At 65.4% G+C, this 24,950-nt stretch carries 27 protein-coding genes and 1 pseudogene; 25 read left to right on the forward strand and 3 right to left on the reverse strand.

Annotated features, from left to right (window positions below; translation table 11 throughout):
• The first annotated feature begins 49 nt into the window (after positions 1-49).
• The 10 genes and pseudogenes from rpsH to E3O54_RS10625 all read left to right on the forward strand — a co-directional run bounded on the left by rpsH (position 50) and on the right by E3O54_RS10625 (position 6,632).
• Positions 50-448, forward strand: coding sequence for a 30S ribosomal protein S8 (gene rpsH, locus E3O54_RS10580; protein WP_104100957.1), 399 nt, complete (start codon positions 50-52; stop codon positions 446-448).
• A gap of 6 nt (positions 449-454) precedes the next feature.
• Positions 455-991, forward strand: a complete 537-nt coding sequence (gene rplF, locus E3O54_RS10585; protein ID WP_104100956.1) for a 50S ribosomal protein L6 — start codon at positions 455-457, stop codon at positions 989-991.
• Between the two features lie 2 nt (positions 992-993).
• The gene (gene rplR / locus E3O54_RS10590; protein ID WP_134342143.1) at positions 994-1,365 is read left to right on the forward strand and encodes a 50S ribosomal protein L18; all 372 of its coding nucleotides are present in this window, start codon (positions 994-996) and stop codon (positions 1,363-1,365) included.
• Complete coding sequence (gene rpsE / locus E3O54_RS10595) at positions 1,362-2,072, forward strand: 30S ribosomal protein S5 (RefSeq protein WP_369827970.1); 711 nt, start codon at positions 1,362-1,364, stop codon at positions 2,070-2,072. Before rplR ends, rpsE begins: the two co-directional genes overlap by 4 nt.
• Complete coding sequence (rpmD, locus tag E3O54_RS10600; protein ID WP_174235710.1) at positions 2,072-2,254, forward strand: 50S ribosomal protein L30; 183 nt, start codon at positions 2,072-2,074, stop codon at positions 2,252-2,254. Before rpsE ends, rpmD begins: the two co-directional genes overlap by 1 nt.
• On the forward strand, positions 2,254-2,811 hold the full coding sequence (gene rplO / locus E3O54_RS10605; protein ID WP_134401561.1) for a 50S ribosomal protein L15: 558 nt from the start codon (positions 2,254-2,256) through the stop codon (positions 2,809-2,811). The genes rpmD and rplO overlap by 1 nt, the downstream gene beginning before the upstream one ends.
• A gap of 98 nt (positions 2,812-2,909) precedes the next feature.
• Positions 2,910-4,232, forward strand: coding sequence for a preprotein translocase subunit SecY (gene secY, locus E3O54_RS10610; RefSeq protein ID WP_104171762.1), 1,323 nt, complete (start codon positions 2,910-2,912; stop codon positions 4,230-4,232).
• Positions 4,229-4,801 (forward strand): annotated as a pseudogene (locus E3O54_RS10615) (adenylate kinase); the annotation flags it as partial. The gene secY and the pseudogene E3O54_RS10615, both read left to right, overlap by 4 nt.
• A 202-nt stretch (positions 4,802-5,003) precedes the next feature.
• Positions 5,004-5,834: a type I methionyl aminopeptidase gene (map, locus tag E3O54_RS10620; protein WP_134342146.1), complete on the forward strand. Its 831-nt coding sequence runs from the start codon at positions 5,004-5,006 to the stop codon at positions 5,832-5,834.
• Between the two features lie 468 nt (positions 5,835-6,302).
• Positions 6,303-6,632: a PTS sugar transporter subunit IIB gene (locus E3O54_RS10625; protein ID WP_104171764.1), complete on the forward strand. Its 330-nt coding sequence runs from the start codon at positions 6,303-6,305 to the stop codon at positions 6,630-6,632.
• Between the two features lie 13 nt (positions 6,633-6,645).
• Here the strand turns inward: E3O54_RS10625 and E3O54_RS10630 are convergent, their stop codons facing one another.
• On the reverse strand, positions 6,646-8,568 hold the full coding sequence (locus E3O54_RS10630) for a BglG family transcription antiterminator (protein WP_134342148.1): 1,923 nt from the start codon (positions 8,566-8,568) through the stop codon (positions 6,646-6,648).
• A 181-nt stretch (positions 8,569-8,749) separates the two neighbouring features.
• On the opposite strand from E3O54_RS10630, the gene E3O54_RS10635 reads away from it, so the two are divergent.
• From E3O54_RS10635 to E3O54_RS10680, 10 genes are all read left to right on the forward strand, one after another.
• Positions 8,750-10,225, forward strand: a complete 1,476-nt coding sequence (locus tag E3O54_RS10635; RefSeq protein WP_134342150.1) for a PTS mannitol transporter subunit IICB — start codon at positions 8,750-8,752, stop codon at positions 10,223-10,225.
• Positions 10,222-10,662 carry a PTS sugar transporter subunit IIA gene (locus tag E3O54_RS10640; protein ID WP_104100948.1) on the forward strand — a complete coding sequence of 147 codons (441 nt, stop codon included), beginning with the start codon at positions 10,222-10,224 and terminating at the stop codon, positions 10,660-10,662. The genes E3O54_RS10635 and E3O54_RS10640 overlap by 4 nt, the downstream gene beginning before the upstream one ends.
• Positions 10,659-11,810, forward strand: a complete 1,152-nt coding sequence (locus tag E3O54_RS10645) for a mannitol-1-phosphate 5-dehydrogenase (protein WP_134401563.1) — start codon at positions 10,659-10,661, stop codon at positions 11,808-11,810. Before E3O54_RS10640 ends, E3O54_RS10645 begins: the two co-directional genes overlap by 4 nt.
• 155 nt (positions 11,811-11,965) lie before the next feature.
• Positions 11,966-12,187, forward strand: a complete 222-nt coding sequence (gene infA / locus E3O54_RS10650; protein ID WP_055965022.1) for a translation initiation factor IF-1 — start codon at positions 11,966-11,968, stop codon at positions 12,185-12,187.
• 66 nt (positions 12,188-12,253) lie between these two features.
• Positions 12,254-12,367 (forward strand): 50S ribosomal protein L36, encoded by a 114-nt coding sequence (gene rpmJ, locus E3O54_RS10655; RefSeq protein WP_035834639.1) that lies wholly within the window; start codon positions 12,254-12,256, stop codon positions 12,365-12,367.
• 151 nt (positions 12,368-12,518) lie between these two features.
• Complete coding sequence (rpsM, locus tag E3O54_RS10660) at positions 12,519-12,893, forward strand: 30S ribosomal protein S13 (protein WP_104100946.1); 375 nt, start codon at positions 12,519-12,521, stop codon at positions 12,891-12,893.
• 44 nt (positions 12,894-12,937) lie between these two features.
• Positions 12,938-13,336, forward strand: a complete 399-nt coding sequence (gene rpsK / locus E3O54_RS10665; protein WP_022883249.1) for a 30S ribosomal protein S11 — start codon at positions 12,938-12,940, stop codon at positions 13,334-13,336.
• Between the two features lie 184 nt (positions 13,337-13,520).
• Positions 13,521-14,510, forward strand: coding sequence for a DNA-directed RNA polymerase subunit alpha (locus E3O54_RS10670; protein WP_104100945.1), 990 nt, complete (start codon positions 13,521-13,523; stop codon positions 14,508-14,510).
• A gap of 46 nt (positions 14,511-14,556) precedes the next feature.
• Complete coding sequence (rplQ, locus tag E3O54_RS10675) at positions 14,557-15,072, forward strand: 50S ribosomal protein L17 (protein WP_104100944.1); 516 nt, start codon at positions 14,557-14,559, stop codon at positions 15,070-15,072.
• A gap of 130 nt (positions 15,073-15,202) precedes the next feature.
• Complete coding sequence (locus E3O54_RS10680) at positions 15,203-16,255, forward strand: GNAT family N-acetyltransferase (protein ID WP_104100943.1); 1,053 nt, start codon at positions 15,203-15,205, stop codon at positions 16,253-16,255.
• A gap of 55 nt (positions 16,256-16,310) precedes the next feature.
• Here the strand turns inward: E3O54_RS10680 and E3O54_RS10685 are convergent, their stop codons facing one another.
• Positions 16,311-18,221, reverse strand: a complete 1,911-nt coding sequence (locus E3O54_RS10685) for an acyltransferase family protein (RefSeq protein WP_241976859.1) — start codon at positions 18,219-18,221, stop codon at positions 16,311-16,313.
• A gap of 196 nt (positions 18,222-18,417) precedes the next feature.
• Between E3O54_RS10685 and E3O54_RS10690 the strand changes: the two genes are divergently transcribed.
• From E3O54_RS10690 to glmM, 4 genes are all read left to right on the forward strand, one after another.
• A complete protein-coding gene (locus E3O54_RS10690; RefSeq protein WP_134401578.1) occupies positions 18,418-19,251 on the forward strand; it encodes a tRNA pseudouridine(38-40) synthase TruA in 834 nt (277 codons plus the stop codon).
• 169 nt (positions 19,252-19,420) lie between these two features.
• Positions 19,421-19,867 carry a 50S ribosomal protein L13 gene (gene rplM / locus E3O54_RS10695; RefSeq protein ID WP_104100940.1) on the forward strand — a complete coding sequence of 149 codons (447 nt, stop codon included), beginning with the start codon at positions 19,421-19,423 and terminating at the stop codon, positions 19,865-19,867.
• A gap of 49 nt (positions 19,868-19,916) precedes the next feature.
• Entirely contained in the window at positions 19,917-20,402 is a 486-nt protein-coding gene (gene rpsI / locus E3O54_RS10700) for a 30S ribosomal protein S9 (RefSeq protein ID WP_104100939.1), read from the forward strand.
• Positions 20,403-20,423: 21 nt separating this feature from the next.
• Positions 20,424-21,785, forward strand: a complete 1,362-nt coding sequence (glmM, locus tag E3O54_RS10705; protein WP_104100938.1) for a phosphoglucosamine mutase — start codon at positions 20,424-20,426, stop codon at positions 21,783-21,785.
• A 280-nt stretch (positions 21,786-22,065) separates the two neighbouring features.
• On the opposite strand, the gene coaA is transcribed toward glmM, so the two are convergent.
• Entirely contained in the window at positions 22,066-23,022 is a 957-nt protein-coding gene (coaA, locus tag E3O54_RS10710; RefSeq protein ID WP_104100937.1) for a type I pantothenate kinase, read from the reverse strand.
• Positions 23,023-23,055: 33 nt separating this feature from the next.
• On the opposite strand from coaA, the gene glmS reads away from it, so the two are divergent.
• Complete coding sequence (glmS, locus tag E3O54_RS10715) at positions 23,056-24,906, forward strand: glutamine--fructose-6-phosphate transaminase (isomerizing) (RefSeq protein WP_104100936.1); 1,851 nt, start codon at positions 23,056-23,058, stop codon at positions 24,904-24,906.
• Positions 24,907-24,950: the final 44 nt, after the last annotated feature.

Genomic DNA, 24,950 nt, shown 5'->3' on the forward strand with positions numbered 1-24,950 from the left:
CGTCACCCGTGTAACGGATGAACGAAACCAGGCGAGAAAGGCACCACAAATGACAATGACAGATCCGGTCGCAGACATGCTGACCAGACTGCGCAACGCTAACTCGGCGTTCCACGACACCGTGTCCATGCCGCACAGCAAGCTCAAAGCGAACATCGCAGACATTCTCAAGGCCCAGGGTTACATCTCGGCGTGGGATGTCAAGGATGCAGTGGTCGGCAAGACCCTCACGCTCAACCTCAAGTTCGGTCCGAACCGCGAGCGTTCCATCGTCGGCATCAAGCGGGTTTCCAAGCCCGGCCTGCGCGTGTACGCGAAGTCGACCGAAATCCCCACCGTTCTCGGTGGTCTCGGCGTTGCCATCCTGTCCACCTCCAGCGGTCTGCTCACCGACCGCCAGGCTGAGAAGAAGGGCGTAGGCGGAGAAGTTCTCGCCTACGTGTGGTAGCCGACAATGTCACGTATTGGAAGACTTCCCATCCCGATTCCCGCGGATGTCACGGTCGCCACTGAAGGCCAGCGCGTCAACGTCAAGGGTCCGAAGGGCGAGCTCGCGCTCACCGTCGCGAACCCCATCGAGGTCAAGATCGAGGACGGCCACGTCGTCGTCACACGCCCGAACGACGAGCGCAACTCGCGTTCGCTGCACGGACTGACTCGCACGCTGATCGCAAACCAGATCATCGGGGTGACGGTGGGTTACACCAAGTCTCTCGAGATCGTCGGTACCGGTTACCGCGTCGCCCAGAAGGGCAGCTCGATCGAGTTCGCCCTCGGCTTCTCGCACCCGGTCCTCGTCGAGGCACCTGCCGGCATCACCCTCACCGTGGAGAGCGTCAACCGCCTCACGGTCGGTGGCATCGACAAGCAGGCTGTCGGCGAGGTCGCCGCCAACATCCGTAAGATTCGCAAGCCGGAGCCCTATAAGGGCAAGGGTGTGCGTTACGCCGGCGAGATTGTTCGCCGCAAGGCCGGAAAGAGTGGTAAATAACCATGGGTCTCGGAACTAGAGGTAAGAGCAAGGCCGCTGCCCGCGGACGCAGGCATGCACGTCTTCGCAAAAAGATCGAGGGGACCGCGCTTCGTCCGCGTCTCGTCGTGACCCGTTCGGCTCGCCACGTGTTCGTGCAGGTCGTCGATGACAGCAAGGGTTTCACCCTTGCTTCGGCGTCCACGCTCGAAGACGGTCTGCGCACCTTCGATGGTGACAAGACCGCCAAGGCCCGCAAGGTCGGCGAACTCGTCGCCGAGCGTGCGAAGGCCGCCGGCATCGACGCTGTCGTATTTGACCGTGGCGGAAGCAAGTACGCAGGACGCGTCGCTGCGATCGCCGATGGAGCTCGAGAGGGTGGATTGAACCTGTGAGCACTGAAACCGCTAGCACAGCAACCAAGGAGACCGTGGTGGCCGCAGAGGCACCCGTCGAAACCGCTGCCTCAACGGCACCTGCCCAGAACGAGCCTCGTGAGGCTCGTCGTGGCGGTCGTGAGCGCAACCCGAACAAGGACCGCGGAAGCCGCGATGCCGACAAGAGCCAGTTCCTGGAGCGCGTCGTCACCATCAACCGCGTTTCCAAGGTGGTGAAGGGTGGTCGTCGCTTCAGCTTCACCGCTCTCGTCGTCGTCGGTGACGGAAACGGCCTCGTCGGCGTTGGATATGGCAAGGCCCGCGAGGTGCCGACCGCCATTTCCAAGGGCGTCGAAGAAGCGAAGAAGAACTTCTTCCGCGTTCCCCGCGTCGGTCTGACGATCCCGCACCCCGTGCAGGGTGAAGCCGCAGCCGGCGTCGTCCTGCTGCGTCCCGCCGCCGCCGGCACCGGCGTTATCGCCGGTGGTCCGGTGCGCGCCGTTCTCGAGTGCGCGGGCATCCACGATGTCCTCAGCAAGTCGCTCGGTTCGTCGAACACCATCAACATCGTTCACGCCACGGTCGAGGCCCTGCACCAGCTCGAAGAGCCGCGTGCAGTTGCGGCTCGTCGTGGCCTCGCGTACGAAGACGTCGCTCCGGCGCGCTTCCTGCGTGCCGACGCCGCCGCAGCAGCAGCTGCAGCTGCAGCAAAGGCAGGTGCCTGATGGCTCGCCTCAAAGTGACACAGATCAAGTCCAAAATTAGTGAGAAGCAGAACCAGCGCGACACGCTTCGCAGCCTGGGTCTCAAGCGCATTGGCGCAGTCACGATTCGCGAGGACAACTCGCAGAACCGTGGCTACGTCAACACCGTTGCTCACCTTGTAAAGGTCGAGGAGATTGACTAATGGCTGACGAGAAGGAAGCTGCCACGGCAGCCGCCAAGCCCGCCACTGCACAGAAGGCAGCCCCCAAAAAGGCTGCCTCCGCCAAGGTCGGAGTGAAGGCTGCTCCGACAGAGAAGCGCGAGCAGGTTCTGAAGGTTCACCACCTTCGCCCCGCCCCCGGAGCCAAGAAGTCGCGCATGCGTGTCGGTCGTGGTGAAGGATCCAAGGGTAAGACCGCCGGCCGTGGAACCAAGGGTACGAAGGCGCGCTACAACGTGCGCATCGGGTTTGAGGGTGGCCAGATGCCGCTGCACATGCGTACTCCGAAGCTGCGCGGGTTCAAGAACCCGTTCCGCGTCGAGTACCAGGTCGTCAACCTCGAGAAGCTCGCCGAGCTTTACCCGAACGGCGGCGATGTAACCATCGCCGACCTGGTCGCCAAGGGTGCCGTTCGCGACAACGAGAAGGTCAAGGTTCTCGGCAATGGTGACATTGCGGTTAAGCTGAACATTGCAGTGGATAAGGTCTCCGGCTCAGCAGAGCAGAAGATCGTCGCTGCGGGTGGCTCAATCAAGTAAGTCCGCAGACGCTGAGCGAGCTTGTCGAGGCCACCAATCGAAATCTTTCGATGCTGGTCTCGACAAGCTCGTTTTTCACGTTATTAACTGGAGGCATTGTGTTCAGCGCCATCGCGCGGATATTCCGCACACCCGACCTGCGCAGGAAAATCGGGTTCAGCTTGGGTATCGTTGCCCTGTTCCGACTGGGCTCGTTCATCCCTGCCCCCTTCGTCGACTTCGGAAACGTTCAATCGTGTCTGGCGGCGAACCAGGACGCCAGCGGCCTCTATGAGCTCGTCAACCTCTTCAGCGGCGGCGCGCTGCTGCAACTGTCGGTCTTCGCGCTCGGCATCATGCCGTACATCACGGCCTCGATCATCGTGCAGCTCCTGCGCGTGGTCATCCCACATTTTGAGACACTGCACAAGGAAGGCGCGTCCGGACAGGGCACGCTCACCCAGTACACTCGGTACCTCACCATCGCCCTCGCGATCCTTCAGTCGACGACGCTGATCACGGTGGCCCGCAGCGGAGCGCTCTACGGCACGTCCGCCAGCGCCGAGTGCTCGCAGCTGCTCACCAACGACGCCTGGTACGCCATCATGCTCATGGTCATCACCATGACCGCCGGTACTGGCCTGATCATGTGGATGGGTGAGCTCATCACCGAGCGCGGCATCGGCAACGGCATGTCACTGTTGATCTTCACCTCGATCGCAGCCCTCTTTCCGGGATCGCTGGCCTCCATCGGGCAGCAGAAGGGCCTCGACATCCTCATGATTGTGATCGCGGTCGGTCTGGTCGTGGTCGCCGCGGTGGTCTTCGTCGAGCAGTCCCAGCGTCGCATCCCGGTGCAGTACGCCAAACGGATGGTCGGACGCCGCACCTACGGCGGGAACAACACGTACATCCCGATCAAGGTGAACATGGCCGGCGTCGTGCCCGTCATTTTCGCGTCGTCACTGCTGTACCTTCCGGCCCTGATCGCGCAGTTCAACCAGCCGGCGGCCGGACAGGCGCCGGCAGCGTGGGTCACCTGGGTCACCAACAACCTCACGCAGGGCAACGATCCGCTCTACATGGCGCTGTACTTCCTCCTCATCGTCGGATTCACCTACTTCTATGTCGCGATCACCTTCAACCCCGAAGAGGTCGCCGACAACATGAAGAAGTACGGCGGATTCATCCCGGGCATCCGTGCCGGTCGTCCGACCGCCGAGTACCTGGACTTCGTTCTCACCCGGGTGACGCTGCCCGGTGCCCTGTACCTGGGCCTGATCGCCCTGCTGCCGCTGATCGCGTTCTCCGCGATCGGAGCCGACCAGAACTTCCCGTTCGGTGGCGCCAGCATCCTGATCGTGGTCGGTGTCGGACTCGAGACGGTCAAACAGATCGACGCGCAACTCCAGCAGCGCCACTACGAAGGGCTTCTCCGATGACCCGTTTGCTGCTGATCGGCCCGCCCGGCGCGGGCAAGGGAACTCAGGCCGAGCGCCTGTCCGAGGCCTTCGACGTTCCGGCCATCTCCACCGGTGACATCTTCCGCTTCAACGTGAAGAACGACACCGAGCTGGGTCTTCAAGTCAAGGCGTTCATGGATGCCGGCGCGTACGTGCCCGATTCCCTCACCAACGCGATCGTGTCCGATCGGTTGCAGCAGCCCGACGCCACCGGGGGATTCCTGCTGGACGGCTACCCGCGCACGCAGGAGCAGGTTCTGGAACTGGACCGGTTGCTGGAGGCCGACGGTGACGGACTCGACGCCGTCGTGCTGATCGTCGCCGACACCGAAGAGGTCGTCGCCCGACTCCTCAAGCGTGCCGCCGAGCAGGGGCGTGCGGACGACACCGCTGACGTCATCCGGCACCGCCTCTCCGTCTACGAGGAGCAGACATCTCCTCTGATCGACGTTTACTCCTCCCGCGGTCTCGTGGTCACGGTCGACGGCCTCGGCGCCGTCGACGAAGTGACCGGGCGCATCCTTGCGGCGCTGACCGGGCGCGGACTCTCCGTGCCCGTCACCAGCGTGCCCGTCACCAGCGTGCCCGTCACTAGCGTGCCCGTCACTAGCGTGCCCGTCACTAGCGTGCCCGTCACTAGCGTGCCCGTCACCAGCGTGCCCGTCACCAGCGGAGACGCAGCCAGCGCCTCCTAACCCGGTCGTGCACGCCCAGCGTGCGCGTCCTCAGCAGTTTGCAGAGATCTTCACCATGAGCCTTCGACGATCCATCTACAAGTCGCCGGCGCAGATGCGGTTGATGATCGCGCCCGGACTGGCCACGGCCGCATCCCTGGATGCGGCCCGGGCGGCCATCCGGGTCGGTGCGACCACCCTCGAGCTCGACGCGGCCGCCGAGGCGGCCATCGTGGCTCGAGGCGGCCTGCCGAACTTCAAGCTGGAGCAGGGCTACCACCACACGGTCTGCGCGTCCGTCAACGAGGATGTCGTGCACGGCATCCCGGGGGCTCGCGTGCTCGCCGCCGGCGACATCGTGTCGATCGACAGCGGTGCCATCATCGACGGCTGGAACGGCGACGCGGCCTTCTCCTTCGTGATTCCGGACCCGGCCCGGCCCGAGGTCGTCGCCGAGCGCGAGAAACTGTCGCACGTCACGGAGCAGTCGCTGTGGCACGGGATCGCCCGGCTCGCGGTGGCGCGTCACCTCAACGAGGTCGGCGATGCCATCGAGGACTACGTCGAGTCTCAGGGGGACTACGGAATCCTCACCGACTATGTCGGTCACGGCATCGGCCGGTCCATGCACGAGGCCCCGCCCGTGTTCAACTATCGCGTTCGCCAGAAGGGTCCGGACGTGAAGCCCGGTCTCGTGATCGCGATCGAGCCCATGGTCGTCATGGGGTCCATCGAGACGTTCGTGCGCGACGACGACTGGACCGTCGCCACCAGCGACGGCCTGGCCGCCGCGCACTGGGAGCACAGCGTGGCCGTGCACAAGGACGGCATCTGGGTGCTCACCGCCGCCGACGGCGGCGCTGCGGGGCTGGCCCCGCTCGGCATCACGCCCGTTCCGCTCCCGTAGTCGCACACGGCCCGAACCAGCCGCACACGGAACGTCGGATCTCACCGCACTGCGTGGACGCCGTTCCGCACGCGAAATGCCGTGCCCGATGCCAAACCAATTCGACGGAGATTTTGGGTCAAACACCCGTTTTCGTGCCCGAAAGCGGTTTTTTGGGCAGAATCTCCGTCGAATTCGTTCGGGGTGAGTCGACCCCGGGCTCCGGGCTCGTACGAGACGGCGGTTGCAGCGCGCATCCACCCCGCGCTGCGGTCAACTTCTCGCCTGTCCGAGAAATGGACCAATCGCCACTCACCCGCCACCCGCGATCGCCCCTCACCCGCGGCAATCGGAACCCGCTCCCGGAGCCACACACGGCCCGAACCAGCCGCGCTCGGGGGCGGGGATCTGGTCTCTCCGGGACTCCGGAGGCGGGAGGATGGAGGAGAGGGCAAACCGTCCGTCGCGGCTCAGGGAAAGAGCGATTCCATGAAGATTCTCATCGTCTGCGGTGCTGGCGCCTCCAGTGCCTTTGTTGCACATCGGGTTCGGCACACCGCCGCGGCCCGCGGCCTGGATGTCCACGTCTTCGCGGGGAGCGAATCGGATCTGCCGGCCTCCCTCGGCCCGGTCGACGTGCTTCTAGTGGGTCCCCACCTGGCACCCAGGTTTGAGAAGATCCGCCTTCAGGCCGTGCACGCCGGGGTCGGCATCGCCCTGCTGGAGGAGACCGTCTTCGCCTCGCAGAACGGCGACGAAGCGCTCGATGCCGCGATCTATGCGTACAAGACGCGTGACTGGGCTGAAACGAAGAAGTAGCCCGACCGGTGGCCTACTGGTCCATCAGGTGCACGAGCTCGTCGATGAAGGATGCGAAGTCCACCGACCGCTTGACCAGCCGCTGCACGTCGGCCCGGTCTGAGAAGACCTCCACGAACTGGTCGAAGACGGTCTGGAAGCTCTTGCGCCCGGCGGCGCTGAAAGCGACCATCGCCACCACGTTGACGCGGTTCTCGCCCCACGCCATGGGTGTGTCGTTGATCACGACGGCGATCGAGGTACGGATTGCCGTCATCGACATCGAGTGCGGCACCGCCACGTTGTCCGTGAACGCCGTCGACGACATGAGCTCGCGCTCGATCGCGCCGTCGATGTAGCTCTCGTCGATATCGCCGTGTGCGATCATCCGTTCGCCGAGAGCGCGGATCATCGCGGTCTCGTCAGCGGCGTGGAAGTTGTGCGCGAACAGGGACTCGTCGAAGAATTGCAGCAGCTCGTCCTTGAGAGCGGCGCGACGCCGAAGACGGCGGATGCGGCTGGCGGCCTTCCGCACGCGGTCGATGTCGGCCTCGGTCAGGAACGGCTGGATCACGATGACGGCCTCGGCCGGCGACTGCGGTTCGATGGTGGAGAGCACGAGTTTCGCATCCAGGGCCTTCCAGTCGACGTCGCTGCGGGTTACCACCGACACAACTTCGAGCTCGTCACCGAGGACCCGCTCGATCCGTTCGCGCAGCAGCACGTGCATGTCGTAATAGTTCGGGCAGATCAGAGCGCACGTGACCAGGTCCTCGCGCCGGGACTGCTGCTGAAGGTGGGCACCGACGTGCATCGCGATGTACGCGATCTCATCGTCGTTGATCACGATCTGTTCCTGCCGCTGCAACTGGCTGGCGATGTAGACGGCGACCTCATAGATCATCGGGTAGGACGTCTTGATCGACCTGGTGAGCGGGTTGTGCGAGTACGAGCGGTCTGTCGCCCGGTTGATCAGGTTGCGCACGTGCAGCGTGAGCCTCACGATGAAGTTCTCCTCCGCGAGGTCCAGCAGGAACTCGTCCCCGGCCTGGCCGACGATCCGGCGCACGGCGTCGAGATCTTCGGGGCGGACGAAGCTCTCGATCAGAACCTGCGCCGGCTGGTCCTGCCCGGGTGTGATCACCCGGGTCTTGAGCAGGAGTGCGATGTAGTCGAGGTCACCGACACCCAGTTCGACGTGGAAGTGGCGCACGATCAGCCCGGAGAGGGCGAGGGTCATCGCGTCGGGGGAGCCGACGGATGCCGCGGTCTCGGCCACCACGGGGGAGGTGCGCCTCGTGACCCGGTCGATGGCGATGGCGACATGGAGTAGAACGTCGTTGGTGCCGTACTCGTTGACGAAATACCCCTGCGAGTCGAGCATCGCGATCAGATCCGTCTTGAACTCTCCGAGGCTCTCGGAGGCGAACTCGCGCTGGATCGCCTCGAGTTCGAGCAGACCGCGCGAACTCTCCTCGCGGAACAGCCGGCTGAGCAGCCTCCGCCGGTCGGTCTCGGAGCCGGCGAGCGTGACCACGCTGCCGTGGCGGGTGAGCGTGAGCCCGGTGGCGGGCAGTAGCTGCCGCACCTTGGTCAGGTCGGAGTCGATCGTGGAGTCGCTGACGAACAGCTCGGCGGACAGAGCGTAGACGTCGAGCCCCTCGTGGGACTCCGTGAGCCGGCGCACCAAAGCGTAAAGGCGATCCGTCGGGGTCTCGGCTTCGTCCGAGTGAATGCGCCCCCTGGCGCGGAACACGGCGAACGCCTCGAGGTCCAGCCGGTACCCGGCCGGCCCCGACTCGATGATCTCGAGCGGCCCGGCTGCCAGTTTCAGGTTCGTGACGTAGCTGCGCACGGTTCGGGGCGTGACGCCCAGGAGGTCGGCAAGCTCGCCGGCGGTAACCCAGGCCGGTGTCTGCGACAGAAAATCCAGCATCCGTGTCTGTTTGTCGCTCATTGCATGAAACTCCCAAGTAAAAAGCAAGTCTCCCACGCCGCTCCCGGCCGGATCTCTGCCACGAGATTTCCGGGGGTGCGGAAAAGTCTCTGGTGGCCCCGCACGACCACCTTGGTCAGACTTGAATAAGTCGCAACGTGACGGGGCAACTCCTCATCGCATCCCTACGAAAGGCAGAGAAATGACGACGACGTCAGCTACCAAGACCAAGAGCGGAGGAACCCGTGTGCACGTTCAGCGCTTCGGAACCTTCCTCAGCGGAATGGTCATGCCCAACATCCCTGCATTTATCGCGTGGGGATTGATCACCGCATTCTTCATTCCGACCGGTTGGACCCCGAACGCGACCTTGGAAACGCTCGTCGGACCGATGATCGTGTACTTGCTGCCGCTCCTGATCGCCAACACCGGTGGCCGGATGGTCTACGGAACGCGTGGTGCGGTCATCGCCTCGATCGCGACCATGGGTGTCATCGTGGGCAGCGAGATCCCGATGTTCATCGGCGCCATGATCGTCGGCCCGGGATCCGCGTACCTCCTGAAGAAGCTTGACAGCCTCTGGGCCGGCAAGATCAAGCCCGGGTTCGAGATGCTGGTCGACAACTTCGCGTCCGGTATTCTCGGAATGATCCTCGCGCTGGGTGCGTTCTTCGGAATCGCCCCGCTCGTGACCGGGATCAGCAATTTCCTCGAGATGATCGTCGACTGGCTCGTCTCCAACAGCCTGCTGCCCATCGCCAGCATCTTCATCGAGCCCGGCAAGATCCTGTTCCTCAACAACGCCATCAACCATGGCGTGCTCACGCCGATCGGTGTGCAGCAGGTTGCTGAAAACGGCCAGTCGGTGCTGTTCCTGCTCGAGGCGAACCCCGGCCCCGGCTTGGGCATCCTGCTCGCCTTCTCCTTCTTTGGAGTCGGCATCGCACGGGCAAGCGCACCGGGCGCCATCATCATCCACTTCTTCGGCGGCATCCACGAGATCTACTTCCCGTACGTGCTGATGAAGCCGGCACTGCTCCTCGCCGCAGTCGGCGGCGGCATGACCGGTGTGGCCATCAACGTGGCCTTCGCAACCGGCCTGCGCGCCCCAGCCTCACCCGGCAGCATCATCGCTATCCTGATCCAGACCGCCCCGGGCAGCTACGTCGGCGTCATCCTCTCCGTCATCGGCGCCGCCACGGTGTCATTCCTGATCGCAGCCGTCATCCTCCGTGCCAGCCGCAAGCGCGACCTGACCGCCGGCGATACCGGTGACATGGCCGAGGCCATCGCCAAGACCGAAGCAAACAAGGGCAAGGCCAGCACCATCCTCGGCGGCCTCGGAGCCTCCGGCACTTCGGCCACCGCCGCTCGCCGTGTCAAGAACATCATCTTCGCGTGCGACGCCGGAATGGGCTCCAGCGCCATGGGCGCTTCGGTGCTGCGTAACAAGATCAAGAAGGCCGGTCTCGACGGCATCACCGTGACCAACCAGGCGATCGCGAACCTCGACGGCACGGCCGACCTGGTCATCACGCACCAGGACCTGACCGCCCGGGCCCAGTCGAAGTCTCCTGACTCGACGCATGTCTCGGTCGAGAATTTCATGAACAGCCCGAAATACGATGACGTCGTCGCCCTGATTCAGGGCCAGGCGGCCGAGGAGGTAGCGCGATGACCGACCGCATTCTGGAACTGGGCAACGTCGTGGCCGCGGGGTCGGCCACCACGAAGCTCGACGCAATCCGTGAGGCCGGCGCCCTGCTCGTCACCGCAGGCGCCGTGCGCGAAAACTACGTCGACTCGATGTTCGACCGCGAAGCCAGCGTGTCGACCTATATGGGAAATTTCCTGGCGATCCCGCACGGGACCAACGACGCCAAGGAGTCGATCGTCCGGTCGGCCCTGTCGCTCGTGCGTTACGCCGAACCGATCGATTGGAACGGCCAGCAGGTGCGTTTCGCCGTCGGGATCGCGGGGCTCAACAATGAGCACCTCGAAATCCTGCAGAAGATCGCGATCGTCTTCTCGGACGAGGACGAAGTGCAGAAATTGATTGACGCCGTCACAGCAGAGGACATCTTCATGCTCCTCGAGGAGGTAAACGCAGAATGAAGGCCATTCACTTCGGTGCAGGGAACATCGGCCGCGGATTTGTCGGCCTCCTGCTTCACGATGCCGGATACGAGGTTGTCTTCGCCGATGTGAATGTCTCCCTGATCGACGCTTTGCAGGCTGCCGGCAGCTACGCCGTGCACGAGGCAGGGGAAGTGTCGACCACCCGCGTGGTCGACACTTTCCGGGCCATCAACAGCGCCACGGATGAGGCCGTACTGATCGACGAGATCGCGACGGCCGATATCGTCACCACCGCGGTCGGCCCCACCGTCCTCCGCTTCGTGGCACCGGTCATCGCGGCCGGACTGGGGCGGCGGTCGGCCGAGTTGCCGCCCCTGGCCGTGATGGCGTGCGAGAACGCCATCAACGCCACGGATGTCCTCGCCGAACAGCTCTGGGCCAACGTGCCGGAGCCGGAGCGAGCGGCTGTGGCCGAGCGCGTCGTCTTCGCCAACACGGCAGTCGACCGCATCGTGCCCGGCCAGGCCGAGAGCGACGGCATCGACGTAACCGTCGAGGCCTTCTACGAGTGGGTCATCGAGCAGGGCGCCTTCAACGGCGTCGTGCCGGTCATCCCGGGTGCGACTTTCGTCGACAATCTCGCGCCGTATATCGAGCGCAAGCTGTTCACGGTGAACACCGGACACGCGACCGTCGCCTACCTCGGCGGTGTCGCCGGGGCTTCCAAGATCTCCGACGCGCTCCTGGTGCCGGCGGTGCTGGACGGCGTCCGAGCGGTGCTCGAGGAAACCTCGGCCCTGCTCGTGGCCAAGCACGGCCTCGACGTAGACGCCCAGCGCGCCTACCGGGAGAAGATCCTGGTGCGCTTCGCCAACCCGTCCCTGCCCGACACGGTAGAGCGCGTCGGCCGCCAGCCGCTGCGCAAGCTCAGCCGCCACGAACGGTTCATCGGCCCTGCCGCCGAGATCGCCGAACACGGCACCCGCCCGGTCGCGCTGCTCGCAGCCGTCGAAGCCGCACTCCGGTTCGACGTCGCCGACGATGAGCAGAGCGCCCTGCTGCAACGGATGCTGCGCGCCGAGACAGCCGAATCGTTCACCGCGTCGGTGTGCGGCCTGGACGCCGCGCATCCGCTGTTCGCCGACGTGGTCCTGGTCGTGGCCGCGGTGCAGAAGGCCCTCTGAGCGGAGAATCCCGCGAGGGATTATAGGGAAGAATTGCCAAAAGGCAACTCCGTACCATAGAGTAAATCCTTGGTGTCTTGTGCGCACGTATGCGGCGTATCAGTGCACCACAATCCACGCACGACCAGCAATCAATACCCTAGCGATAGTGAGTTATGGCCAAAAAAGACGGTGTCATCGAAATCGAGGGCGCGGTAGTCGAAGCTCTTCCCAACGCGATGTTTCGCGTCGAGTTGAGCAACGGCCACAAAGTTCTTGCCCACATTTCAGGCAAGATGCGTCAGCACTACATCCGTATTCTCCCGGAGGATCGTGTGATCGTGGAGCTGAGCCCGTACGACCTGACTCGCGGCCGGATCGTTTACCGCTACAAGTAGAGAGTGCTGTAAGTAACGGCCCGAGGCGTTCCTGGGGTACGAAGACAGCGAATACAAGGACACACCATGAAGGTCAAGCCCAGCGTCAAGAAGATCTGCGACAAGTGCAAGGTCATCCGCCGTAATGGCAACGTGATGGTCATCTGCGAGAACCCTCGTCACAAGCAGCGTCAGGGCTGATCTCGACAGGCTCGATCACGGTCGAGTCGGTTGAGATGCAACTGAATACAGAAAATAGCAGTGCCGGGAACCCTTCGGGGGGACACCATCGGTTGGAGGCCGATGAACAGGCACTGTCACAGACCTCCACTCATATACAGGAGAAGCCACAATGGCACGTCTAGCCGGCGTTGATATTCCTCGCGATAAGCGCGTGGAAGTTGCACTGACTTACATCTTTGGTGTTGGCCGCACGAGGGCACTCAAGACCCTCGCCGACACTGAAATCGATGGAAACATCCGAGTCAAGGACCTGAGTGACGAGCAGCTCGTCGCCCTCCGTGACTACATCGAAGGAACCTTCAAGGTTGAGGGTGACCTCCGCCGTGAGGTTGCCGCTGACATCCGCCGCAAGGTCGAGATCGGCAGCTACGAGGGCATCCGCCACCGCAAGGGCCTGCCCGTTCGTGGCCAGCGCACCAAGACCAACGCTCGCACCCGCAAGGGCCCGAAGCGCACCGTAGCCGGCAAGAAGAAGGCGCGCTAGGCCTCGGCCTGGCCCGTCTCGCCTTTAGGATTCAGGAGAAATTCATGGCAGCACCAAAGTCGGCCGTTCGGAAGCCGCGCAAGAAAGAAAAGAAGAACGTCGCTGTGGGCCAGGCCCACATCAAGAGCACCTTCAACAACACCATCGTCTCGATCACTGACACCACCGGTGCGGTCATCAGCTGGGCGTCCTCGGGTGGAGTCGGCTTCAAGGGTTCGCGCAAGTCGACCCCGTTCGCCGCGCAGCTGGCTGCCGAGTCGGCTGCCCGCCAGGCGCAGGAGCACGGCATGAAAAAGGTTGACGTCTTCGTCAAGGGACCGGGATCGGGCCGCGAGACCGCGATCCGTTCGCTCCAGGCCGCTGGCCTCGAGGTCGGTTCGATCAACGACGTCACCCCCCAGGCGCACAACGGATGCCGTCCGCCCAAGCGTCGTCGCGTCTAACCAACCGGCATCTCGCCATCGGCCGGGCCCGTCACAAGACGGGCCCGGCTGTGGCGGGTCGTGGGGCATCACCCCTCCCTCGTTCGACGATGTGCTCGATTGTCGGGCTTGTCGAGAGACACACAACTCAAAACCTCGCCACGCAAGTGTCATATAGCGGACACTTAGCCGAAAGGAATCAACAGTGCTTATTGCACAGCGCCCCACGCTCACCGAAGAGAACATCTCGGAGTTCCGATCCAGGTTCGTCATCGAACCTCTTGAGCCTGGTTTCGGTTACACCCTCGGCAACTCGATGCGCCGCACCCTCCTGTCATCGATCCCCGGAGCCGCTGTCACCAGCATCCGGATCGACGGTGTGCTGCACGAGTTCAGCACCGTTCCCGGTGTCAAGGAAGACGTCACCGAGATCATCCTCAACATCAAGGGCCTCGTCATCTCCAGCGAGCACGACGAGCCCATCACCGCGTACCTGCGCAAGCAGGGTGCCGGCCAGGTCACGGCCGCCGACATCTCGGCTCCGGCCGGTGTCGAGGTGCACAACCCCGAGCTGGTCATCGCCACGCTGAACGACAAGGCCAAGTTCGAACTCGAACTGACCATCGAACGCGGCCGCGGCTACGTGTCGGCCACCCAGAACCGCAACGAGTACTCTGAGGCCGGCCAGATTCCGGTTGACTCGATCTACTCGCCCGTGCTCAAGGTGACCTACCGTGTCGAGGCAACTCGTGCCGGTGAGCGCACCGACTTCGACCGCCTCGTCGTTGACGTGGAGACCAAGTCGGCCATTTCGCCTCGCGACGCCATCGCATCCGCCGGTCGTACGCTGACCGAGTTGTTCGGTCTGGCCCGTGAGCTGAACACCGCCGCCGAGGGCATCGAAATCGGCCCCGCGCCGGTCGATGTCGTGCTGTCGACCGAGCTGTCGATTCCGATCGAAGACCTCGATCTGTCGGTTCGCTCGTACAACTGCCTCAAGCGCGAGGGCATCAACAACGTCAGCGAACTGGTCGCCCTCTCGGAGACCCAGCTGATGAACATCCGCAACTTCGGACAGAAGTCGGTGGATGAGGTCAAGGACAAGCTCGTTGAGCTCGGACTGTCCCTGAAGGACTCGGTGCCCGGATTCGACGGCGCCCACTTCTACAGCGGCTACGACGAAGAAACCATCTAAAGCAGTCGTTCAGACTGACTTTCGACTTTGATACTGGAGATAACCAATGCCTACCCCCACTAAGGGAGCCCGCCTCGGAGGCGGACCGGCCCACGAGCGCCTCATGCTCGCCAACCTGGCCGCATCCCTATTCACCCACAAGTCCATCAAGACGACCGAGACGCGCGCCAAGCGCCTGCGTCCGGTCGCCGAGCGACTGATCACCTTCGCAAAGAAGGGTGACCTGCACGCCCGTCGTCGCGTGCTTGCCACTATCGGCGACAAGACCGTCGTGCACGAGCTCTTCACCGAGATCGCACCTCAGGTTGCCCTTCGTGAGGGCGGTTACACCCGCATTACGAAGCTCGGCTTCCGCAAGGGCGACAACGCTTCGATGGTACAGATGGAGCTCGTTCTCGAGCCCGTCACCCCGAAGGTCAAGCGCTCCTTCGCCAAGGCTGCTTCCAAGCCCGCCGCGGCAGCGCCCGATGCCGAGGCTCCGGCCGAGGTCGTCGTCGAGGATGCTGCTGTCGAAGCTGACGTCGTCGAGGATGATGTCGCTGCCGCTGAGGAATCCAAGTAAGCACTCTGCGCTGTATCGGCTCAACTGAATCGCTGTGTTGAATTGAGAGGGGCCCGACTTCGGTCGGGCCCCTCTCTGTGCCCCGGCGACGGGCTAGCACCCTCGCGGGGCCCCGGCTACAATATTGGCCATGGAACGCCTGAGCGGAACCCAGAATCAGGGCCCGCGTCGGCGTGCAGCCCCGCCGCTCGACGCGCCGGGGCCCGCCCACCCTGAGATCGCCCGGTGGCGTCCGGCAACGGTGTCGGACGCCGACGACCTGTGGCAGTTCACTTGCGCGGTCGGCAAGGCGGACCATCCGTACCACCTGACGACGCGGGAGGGAATCGAGCGGGACTTCGGTCTGTCGTACTTCCATCCGGAGCGGGATTCCCTGATCGGGTTCGCCGCCGACGGCACCCTCGTGGCGATGGGGATGGTGATGGCGCCGCCGGGCGAGACGCTGGCCCGCGCGATCCTGGTCGGCGGGGTGCACCCCGACTACCGCGGACGCGGAATCGGCCGCGAGCTGCTCGCGTGGCAGCTGGGCCGGGCCGAGCAGCAGCTCGCCACCGACGATCCCTCGGTTCCACGCTGGATCCTCGCCTACACCGAGGAGACCGCGTACCGCAGCACCCGTCTGTTCCGGCGCCTCGGCATGGAATGCGCCCGGTACTTCCAGTCCCTCGAGCGGCGCCTCGACGAGCTGATCCCCGAGATCGACCTTCCGGTTGACATCCGCGTCATCCGGTTTACCTCGGAGCTCTCTGCGGCCGTTCACGAAGCGCGCGACTCGTCGTTCCGGGATCACTGGGCCAGCCAGCCGATGAGCGACGATGCTTGGGACTCCTTCGTGACGAGTCGCAAATTCCGCCCCGACCTCTCATACCTGGCCCTCGCGGCCGGCCCCGACGGCACCCCGAAGGTCGTGGGCTTCACCCTGGCCACGGTCAACGAGGACGACTGGCTGAACCAGGGCTACACCGGCAGCCACGTCGACCTCGTCGGCGTCATCGACGGATGGCGGGGCAAACACATCGCGCGGACCCTGCTGGGCCTGCATTTGCATGCCGCACGCACCGAGGGTCTGGCCCGGGCGACCCTGGTCGTCGACTCCGAAAGTCCGACCGGCGCGCTGAACCTGTACCTCGGCATGGGTTTCACGCCCACCACCCGCAGTCTCGCCTTCACCATTGAGCTCTAGTCCCACCCGGGACCCGCACCCGCCGACCCGGCCGACCCGGCCGACCCGGCCTTGGTCACGGCAGCAGCGGCGGCCGGAAAGAGGGTGACCCGGCAGGGTCGGGCAGGCGATACGCCTCGAGGCCCGGCTGCGGCGGCGGCTCGGCGAGCCGTTCCAGAGCGGCCCGGATGACGTCGGCATAGATCCGACCGCCGGCCGGACCGGGATGGATGTTGTCGTTTGCGAGCACATCCGTGTGCGAGGCGATCGCCGTGCTCCAATCGGCCAGCTCGACCGTGCGGTGCCGGGCAGCGTACTCGGCCAGGCTGGCGTTGACCCCGGCCGTCCAGTCACGTTCGGCGAAGGCAGTGATCAGGATCAGCTCCCGGTCCGGGCCGATCACCGCGCGGATGGCCGCCAGCTGACTCGAACGGATCGGCCCGTTGGTGCCGAGGCCCACGACGACCACCGGCCGGAGCGTGCCGGCCTCGGCTTGGGTGGCCAGGATGTCGGGGGCAGCCCCCATGCCCCGTGAGACGGTGGCATCGATCGCGATCCCCGGGAAGCCGGCCTGCAGCTCGGGGGCCGAGGCGAGCATCACCGAGTCGCCCACGGCCGTGATCAGGTCCCCGGGCGCCGCGCGTTCAATGGCGCTGACGGCCGGCCGGGACGCGCGCCGTGCGTTCTGCACGGCCTGCCGCTGCGCAGCATCCAGTGCCTTCTGGCCGCGTTCGATCTCGCTCTGGGCGCTCGTCTGGACGGGAGCGGTGAGCAGCGCCGCGGTCGTGCCGGTCGCCAGAAACAGCGCGGCGGCGCCGAACAGGCCGAACCAGACGAGCCTGCCGGGCATGCGGATCGTGCGCGCACCGCTCGTGCTCTGCCGCAGGCGACGGATGCTGCCGCGCACCCCCTTCGTGCGCACGGGAAGTTCCAGCCAGCGGTACGATCCACCGGCCGCCAGCAGCGTCAGCGCGCCCGCCAGCACCCCGACTCCGATGCTCGTCAGCACGGTCGGCGACGCGGCGGCCGCCGGCCACGCCCCCTGGGCGAGCACGAGCACCGGCCAGTGCCACAGATAGATGCCGTAGGAGCGTTCACCCAGGTAGCGCAGCGGCGCGGTATCCAGCGCCTGGCCGAAGCCTGGCCCGCGCACGGCCGCCCAGATCACGACCGCGGTCAGCAGGCTCACCAGCATCAGTCCGCCTCGATAGGTCGCCAGGCCGGTGTCGGGCAGGGCGAACGCCGCCGCCAGAACCCCGGCCAGGGCGAGCCGACCCAGCCACGGCCGCCAGCGGTCGCGCAGGGCGGCGAGGCGGGGTGCCGTGCCGTCCGGGAGGCCCGAACGGCGCAGCAGCAGCGCGAGCGCGGCACCGGTGAAGAGCCCGAAGCTGTGCGTGTCCGAGCCGTAGTACACCCGGGTGGGGTCGGCGGGGTCGTATAGCAGCCCCATCCAGACGGCAGAGGCCAGGGCCAGGCCGGCGACGAGTGCCAGGCGAAGCCGGCCGCTCCTCACCAGCAGCAGGCCGAGGAGAGCGAACGGCCAGATCAGGTAGAACTGCTCCTCCACCGCCAGCGACCACAGGTTGCGGAACAGTTCCGGCGCCGTGGCGCTGAAGTAACTCGCCGACCCGGCGATCGACACCCAGTTGTAGCCGAAGGTGATCGCGCCGAGCAGCTGCCAGCCGAGGCCCACCAGCACGTCGCCGCCGATCAGCCAGGCGGCAGTGCACAGGATCAGCACCAGCGGGACCAGTGCCGGCACCAGGCGCAGCGCCCGCCGTTTCCAGAATCGACCGAGCGCGATCCGCGAGGTTTCGTCCCGTTCGGTGATGAGGAGGCCCGTGATCAGGAACCCGCTGATCACGAAGAAGACGTCGACCCCGATGAATCCGCCGGGAAGCACCGCGGGGAAGAAGTGGAACACCACGACCAGAACGACGGCGATGCCACGCAGGCCGTCGAGACCGGCCAGGCGTTTGGTGGGCACGTTCACGGAGTCCGGATGAGCGTCAGAGGGCGGGGGCGGCAGATTTTCATGACAGGTGGGGACCGAAGTCCGGGTTCTACGATATCCCGGACCGGACCGTACACTTACCTCCGTGATTCTTCCCCCGGCGCCCGACGAGACCCAAGCAGCGGGCACCACCCGGATCCGGCTCGACATCGCCTATGACGGCACCGGCATGAGCGGCTGGGCGACGCAGCCGGGCCTCCGCACCGTGCAGGGTCAGATCGAGGCCGGGCTGGCCGGCATCCTGCACAGCCACCCGCCGACCCCGATCCTGACCGTGGCCGGGAGAACGGATGCCGGTGTGCACGCGACCGGGCAGGTCGCCCACTTCGATCTGAACCCCGACCAGGCCGACGGCCTCGTGCGCATCTCCCGCGGCAAGGGGCGGCCCCCGACGCCCCTGGCGGTCATGGTGCAGCGGCGGCTCAGCGGCATCCTCGTCACCCAGCCCGAAATCGCGATCACATCCTCCGTGCTCGCCCCGCCCGGGTTCGACGCCCGGTTCTCCGCGCTTTACCGGCGCTACGAGTACCGTATCGCCGACTCCGTCGTCGGGCACGACCCGCTGCAGCGGTTCCGCACCACCTGGCACGGCTTCGCCCTCGACGTGGACGCTATGGACGCGGCTGCCGCGACGCTGATCGGCCTGCACGACTTCGCCACCTACTGCAAGCCGCGGCCCGGGGCCACCACGATCCGCACCCTGCAGGAGTTCCGCTGGTACCGCGATCCGGATGGTGTGCTCGTCGCATCCGTTCAGGCTGACGCCTTCTGCCACAGCATGGTGCGCGCGCTGGTCGGGGCCTGCGTCGCGGTGGGGGAGGGGCGGCTGTCCGGGGACCGCCTCGTCGACCTCCGGATCGAGCGGGCCCGCACCAGCGAGTTCAAGGTGATGCCCGCCCAGGGTCTCACGCTGCTTCAGGTCGGCTATCCGGCCGACGAACTGCTCGCCCTGCGGGCCCGCGAAACGCGCGCGCGCCGGGAGCTCATCGACGACACCGAATAATGGTTGAATTGCGCTGCCGGGCCGACGGCGTTAGTGTTATTCCTTGGTGTCTGTGCGTTGCAGCCAGACACACGAACGTGAGCCCTCCATCGATCGTGTTCCCTCTCTGGGAACACACCCGGAGCGGGATTCACGAACACCTCCGTTCGAATAAGAAAGCAGCTCAATAGTGACGCGCACTTACACTCCCAAGGCAAGCGAAGTCCAGCACGACTGGGTCGTCATCGACGCCACAGATATCGTGCTCGGTCGTCTTGCCAGCCACGCCGCCATTCTCCTTCGCGGGAAGCACAAGGCAACGTTCTCTCCCCACATGGATATGGGCGACTTCGTCATTATCATCAACGCCGAGAAGATTGCCCTTACCGGCAAGAAGCTCGACCTGAAGATGGCGTACCGCCACTCCGGTTACCCGGGCGGCCTCACGGCCACCAACTACTCGGAGATGCTCGAGAAGCACCCGACCCGTGCGGTTGAGAAGGCCATCCGTGGCATGCTGCCGAAGAACACGCTCGGCCGCGCCCAGCTGGCCAAGCTCAAGGTCTACGCCGGCCCGGAGCACCCGCACGCCGCGCAGCAGCCGAAGCCGTACACCCTCGCCCAGGTCGCTCAGTAGCGCCGGCCTCCAGACTTTTCGATTCTAAGAAAAAAGGATTCACACCATCGTGGCGAAAATCGCAGATCAGATTGACCAGGCTCCGGAGAGCTACTCGACCGAGACTCCGACCGAGACTGTAACCAAGGCGCCCCGCGCCATCCTCAATGTCCCCGGCGCAGCCGTCGGACGTCGCAAGCAGGCCATCGCCCGCGTGCGCATCGTCCCCGGCTCCGGCACGATCACCGTCAACGGCCGCGAATTCGGGGACTACTTCCCGAACAAGCTGCACCAGCAGCTCATCAACGACCCGTTCAAGGTGCTCGATCTCATCGGCAGCTACGACGTCATCGCCCGCATCACCGGTGGTGGCCCCTCCGGCCAGGCCGGTGCCCTGCGTCTCGGTATCGCGCGTTCGCTGAACCAGATCGACGAAGAGAACAACCGCGCCATCCTCAAGAAGGCCGGCTTCCTCAACCGTGACGCTCGCGTCAAGGAGCGTAAGAAGGCCGGACTCAAGAAGGCCCGTAAGGCTCCGCAGTTCTCCAAGCGTTAAGTCGATTGGCACCGTAGAAAAATGCCTCGACTATTTGGCACGGACGGCGTCCGGGGTCTGGCCAACCGTGATCTCACGGCTGGCCTGGCTCTGGCCCTCGCCCAGGCCAGTGCGGCGGTCCTGACTCAGGGCCGCCGCGCGGAGTTGCGTCGCGCAGAGGGCCGTCGGCCCGTTGCGGTGCTCGCCCGGGATCCTCGGATCTCCGGTGAATTCATTTCGGCCGCGGTCGCGGCCGGGCTGGCGAGCTCCGGTGTGGACGTGCTCGACGCGGGCGTCATTCCGACGCCCGCCGCGGCTTTCTTGATCGCCGATATCGGCGCAGACTTCGGCGTGATGATTTCCGCCTCGCACAACCCCGCTCCCGACAACGGCATCAAGTTCTTTGCCTTCGGGGGAACCAAACTTCCCGACGACGTTGAGGACCGCATCGAAGAGCACCTGTCGCTCGACATGCTCACGCCGATCGGCGGAGACGTCGGTCGTATCAGCCGCTTCGCGGACGCCGAGGACCGCTATGTCGTGCACCTGCTCGGAACGCTGCCGCACCGCCTGGACGGCATCCACGTCGTGCTCGACTGCGCGCACGGCGCCGCCGCCGGCGTATCGCCGCAGGTCTTCACGGATGCCGGTGCCACGCTCACGGTCATCGGAGCCGACCCCGACGGCAACAACATCAACGACGGGGTGGGCTCCACCCACCTCGACAACCTCTCCCGTGCCGTCCTCGAGGCCGGCGCCGACGTCGGAATCGCCCACGACGGCGACGCGGACCGGTGCCTGGCCGTCGACCGCGACGGCAACATCATCGACGGTGACCAGATCATGGCGATCCTCGCTGTCTCCATGGCCGAGCGCGGGGTTCTGAAGGACCGCACGCTCGTGGCCACGGTGATGAGCAATCTCGGTTTGCGTAAGGCCATGGCGGCCAACGACATCCGCATGATTGAGGCCAAGGTCGGCGACCGGTACGTGCTCGAAGAGCTCAACGTCGACGGGCTGTCCCTCGGCGGCGAACAATCCGGTCATGTGATCATGACCAAGTTCGCCACGACCGGTGACGGCATCCTGACCGGGCTGCACCTGGTCGCCGAGATGGCACGCACCGGCAAGACCCTCGCAGAGCTCGCCTCGGTGATGACGGTCTACCCGCAGATCCTGGTCAACGTGCGCGGCATCGACCATCACGGGCTGAAATCGAACGAGGTCATCGCGGAGGCTATCCGTGCCGCTGAGGCCGAGCTCGGGGACACCGGACGGGTGCTGCTGCGACCGTCGGGCACCGAGCCCATGGTGCGCGTCATGGTCGAAGCGGCCGATCAGGGCACCGCCGACCGGCTCGCGAACGAGCTGGCCGACATCGTGCGCCTGCAGCTCGCCCTCTAGAGAGTTCTCGCCGCGGCCGCACCCGCGGCCGCACCCTCGTTCTCGGCCGTGCCCCGCGCGCCCGCTCCGCCCCGCGCCCCTGACGAATTCGACGGAGATTGTGGCCGAATCGTTCCGAAACAGCCACAGAAACCGGCTTTTCGTCAAAATCTCGGTCGAATTGGTTCACGGCCGGAGTGCCCGGACGTCGAGGGTGCCCGGACGTCGAGGGTGCCCGCACGTCGAGGGTGCCTGTGCGGTGACACCCGGCGGAGCGCACTGTGCGGTGACACACGGCGGGTCACACCTTGCGCAGCAGCACCTTGGAGACGGAGTGGTTCGGATCCTTGCGCAGCACGAGGGTCGCCCGAGAGCGGGTCGGACGGATGTTGCGCAGCAGGTTCGGTTCGTTGATCTCGGTCCAGATTTCCCGGGCCCGGCTCCGCGCCTCGGCCTCGGTCATACTCGCGTACCGGTGGAAGTACGACTTCGGATTACTGAATGCGCCGCGCTGCAGCTTGAGAAAGCGCTCCTCGTACCAGCGAGCGATGTCCTGCGTGCGGGCGTCCACGTATACGGTGAAGTCGAAGAGGTCGCTGACGGCGAGGCCGTGGCCCGGTCCGGGCGGCTGCAGCACGTTGAGACCCTCGACGATCAGGATGTCCGGCTGCCGCACCACGATCTGGGCGTCGGGCACGATGTCATAGCTGAGGTGTGAGTAGAACGGCGACCGCACTTCGGCGGCACCGCTCTTGACCGCGGCCACGAAGCGTAGCAGGGCCCGCCGGTCGTAGGACTCGGGGAACCCTTTTCGGTCCATCAGGCCCCGGCGGGTGAGTTCGGCGTTGGGCAGCAGGAAACCGTCGGTGGTCACCAACTCGACCCGCGGGGTGTCCTCCCAGCGGGCCAGCAGCTCCCTCAGCAAGCGGCCGATGGTGGACTTGCCCACCGCGACCGATCCGGCGACCCCGATCACGAACGGCGTGCGCTGGGCGCGCTCCCCGAGGAAGTCGCTCGTGGCGCGGTGCAGCTGCCGTGCACCGGCGGCGTAGAGGTTGAGCAGGCGGCTGAGCGGCAGGTAGACATCCGTCACCTCACTGAGGTCGAGCGGCTCACCCAGCCCCCGCAACTGCACGATCTCCGTCTCCCGCAGCGGAAGCCGGGTGGTTGGCGCGAGGGCGGCCCAGTCAGCCCGGTCCAGTTCGACGAAAGGAGTGCTGTGGCCGTTGTTCCAGGGACTCGCAACCGGATCGGACATTTCACCGAGCTTACTCGGACTAATATCGCAGTCATGTGTGGAATCGTTGGTTACGTCGGAGATAACAAGAGCGTTCAGGTCCTGATGGGAGGTCTGCGGCGACTCGAGTACCGGGGGTACGACTCCGCGGGGATCGCTGTCATCGACAGCGAGGGTGCTCTCAATACCGCTAAGCGAGCGGGCAAGCTGGCCGTTCTGGCCGCCGAGCTTGAGGCGAACCCGATCAATAATGGGAACACCGGGATCGGACACACTCGGTGGGCCACCCACGGGGCGCCGAATGACGTGAATGCGCACCCGCACCTGGGTGACAACGGCAAGCTGGCCCTTATTCACAACGGAATTATTGAAAACTTCTCCGTGCTCAAGGACGAACTCCTCGCCGAGGGATTCACCTTCGAGAGTGAGACCGACACCGAGGTCGCCGCGATCCTGCTTGGCCGGGAATACCAGCGCGTCGGCGACCTGGGCGAAGCGTTCCGCGCTGTCGTCTCCCGCCTCGACGGTGCCTTCACCCTGCTCGCCGTCCACCAAGACCAGCCCGGCATCGTCGTCGGCGCCCGCCGCAACTCCCCGCTCGTGATCGGCCTGGGCGACGGAGAGAACTTCCTCGGCTCCGACGTCGCCGCTTTCGTCGAGTACACCCGCCGCGCGGTCGCCATCGGCCAGGACCAGATCGTCACGATCACGCCGGACCTCGTCACCGTGACCGACTTCGACGGCAACGCCGTCGAAGTGGAAGAGTTCGACATCGCCTGGGATGCCTCCGCGTCCGAGAAGGGCGGCTGGTCCAGCTTCATGGCCAAGGAGGTCTCCGAGCAGCCGGATGCCGTGCGCAACACCCTGCGCGGGCGCATCCATGAGGGCCAGGCCGTCGTTCCCGAGCTGACCGAATTCGGAGACGACGTGCTCGCCGGCATCCGTCGCATCGTGGTCGTCGCCTGCGGCACCGCGGCGAACGCCGGCTACGTCGCCAAGTACGCCATCGAGAAGTGGACCCGGGTTCCGGTCGACATCGAACTCAGCCACGAGTTCCGTTACCGCGACCCGGTGCTGAACCCCGAGACCCTGGTCATCTCGATCAGCCAGTCCGGCGAAACCATGGACACGCTGATGGCGGTCAAGTTCGCCCGGGAAGCGGGTGCGAAGGCCATCTCGATCTGCAACACGCAGGGTGCCACCATCCCCCGCGAGTCGGACGCCGTCATCTACACCCACGCCGGCCCGGAGGTCGCCGTGGCCTCAACGAAGGGCTTCACCGCCCAGATCGCCGCCCTCTACCTCTTCGGCCTGCACCTGGCCCGGGTGCGCGGCAGCCTCAGCGAAGCCGAGTGCGCCGTGCAGATCGCCGAGCTCCAGGCCATCCCGGACAAGCTGGCGACCACGCTGCTGCAGGAGTCGACCGTGCACGAGCTGGCCACCTGGATGGCCGACACGCGTGCCGTGCTCTTCCTCGGCCGCCACGTGGGCTTCCCGATCGCGCTCGAGGGTGCGCTCAAGCTCAAGGAGCTCGCGTACATCCACGCGGAGGGCTTCGCCGCCGGTGAGCTCAAACACGGCCCGATCGCGCTGATCGAGCCCGGCCAGCCGGTCTTCGTCGTTGTGCCGAGCCCACGCGGCTCCGCGCACCTGCACCCCAAGGTGGTCTCGAACATCCAGGAGATCCGGGCCCGCGGCGCGCGCATCATCGCGATCGCCGAAGAAGGGGATGTCGCGGTGCTGCCGTTCGCGGACACCGTCATCCGCATCCCGCTGGCCTCGCCGCTGTTCGAACCGCTCCTCGCGGTCGTACCGCTGCAGATTTTCGCCATGGAACTCGCCACGGTGAAGGGCCTCGACGTCGACCAGCCACGCAACCTGGCGAAGTCCGTCACGGTCGAGTAGCGCCAGTCCTCGAGTCGGAGTAGCCGGAGGGTGCAGCACAGGGT

This window comes from Cryobacterium sp. TMT2-4 (assembly GCF_004402575.1).
Classification (GTDB): Bacteria; Actinomycetota; Actinomycetes; order Actinomycetales; family Microbacteriaceae; genus Cryobacterium; species Cryobacterium sandaracinum.

What these genes read in the sequence shown, in the direction of transcription:
- rpsH (WP_104100957.1), top strand. Translation starts at nt 50, where the DNA reads ATGACAATGACAGATCCGGTCGCAGACATGCTGACCAGACTGCGCAAC.
- rplF (WP_104100956.1), top strand. Translation starts at nt 455, where the DNA reads ATGTCACGTATTGGAAGACTTCCCATCCCGATTCCCGCGGATGTCACG.
- rplR (WP_134342143.1), top strand. Translation starts at nt 994, where the DNA reads ATGGGTCTCGGAACTAGAGGTAAGAGCAAGGCCGCTGCCCGCGGACGC.
- rpmD (WP_174235710.1), top strand. Translation starts at nt 2,072, where the DNA reads ATGGCTCGCCTCAAAGTGACACAGATCAAGTCCAAAATTAGTGAGAAG.
- rplO (WP_134401561.1), top strand. Translation starts at nt 2,254, where the DNA reads ATGGCTGACGAGAAGGAAGCTGCCACGGCAGCCGCCAAGCCCGCCACT.
- map (WP_134342146.1), top strand. Translation starts at nt 5,004, where the DNA reads ATGAGCCTTCGACGATCCATCTACAAGTCGCCGGCGCAGATGCGGTTG.
- E3O54_RS10625 (WP_104171764.1), top strand. Translation starts at nt 6,303, where the DNA reads ATGAAGATTCTCATCGTCTGCGGTGCTGGCGCCTCCAGTGCCTTTGTT.
- E3O54_RS10630 (WP_134342148.1), bottom strand. Translation starts at nt 8,568, where the DNA reads ATGAGCGACAAACAGACACGGATGCTGGATTTTCTGTCGCAGACACCG.
- E3O54_RS10635 (WP_134342150.1), top strand. Translation starts at nt 8,750, where the DNA reads ATGACGACGACGTCAGCTACCAAGACCAAGAGCGGAGGAACCCGTGTG.
- E3O54_RS10640 (WP_104100948.1), top strand. Translation starts at nt 10,222, where the DNA reads ATGACCGACCGCATTCTGGAACTGGGCAACGTCGTGGCCGCGGGGTCG.
- E3O54_RS10645 (WP_134401563.1), top strand. Translation starts at nt 10,659, where the DNA reads ATGAAGGCCATTCACTTCGGTGCAGGGAACATCGGCCGCGGATTTGTC.
- infA (WP_055965022.1), top strand. Translation starts at nt 11,966, where the DNA reads ATGGCCAAAAAAGACGGTGTCATCGAAATCGAGGGCGCGGTAGTCGAA.
- rpmJ (WP_035834639.1), top strand. Translation starts at nt 12,254, where the DNA reads ATGAAGGTCAAGCCCAGCGTCAAGAAGATCTGCGACAAGTGCAAGGTC.
- rpsM (WP_104100946.1), top strand. Translation starts at nt 12,519, where the DNA reads ATGGCACGTCTAGCCGGCGTTGATATTCCTCGCGATAAGCGCGTGGAA.
- rpsK (WP_022883249.1), top strand. Translation starts at nt 12,938, where the DNA reads ATGGCAGCACCAAAGTCGGCCGTTCGGAAGCCGCGCAAGAAAGAAAAG.
- rplQ (WP_104100944.1), top strand. Translation starts at nt 14,557, where the DNA reads ATGCCTACCCCCACTAAGGGAGCCCGCCTCGGAGGCGGACCGGCCCAC.
- E3O54_RS10680 (WP_104100943.1), top strand. Translation starts at nt 15,203, where the DNA reads ATGGAACGCCTGAGCGGAACCCAGAATCAGGGCCCGCGTCGGCGTGCA.
- E3O54_RS10690 (WP_134401578.1), top strand. Translation starts at nt 18,418, where the DNA reads ATGAGCGGCTGGGCGACGCAGCCGGGCCTCCGCACCGTGCAGGGTCAG.
- glmM (WP_104100938.1), top strand. Translation starts at nt 20,424, where the DNA reads ATGCCTCGACTATTTGGCACGGACGGCGTCCGGGGTCTGGCCAACCGT.
- coaA (WP_104100937.1), bottom strand. Translation starts at nt 23,022, where the DNA reads ATGTCCGATCCGGTTGCGAGTCCCTGGAACAACGGCCACAGCACTCCT.
- glmS (WP_104100936.1), top strand. Translation starts at nt 23,056, where the DNA reads ATGTGTGGAATCGTTGGTTACGTCGGAGATAACAAGAGCGTTCAGGTC.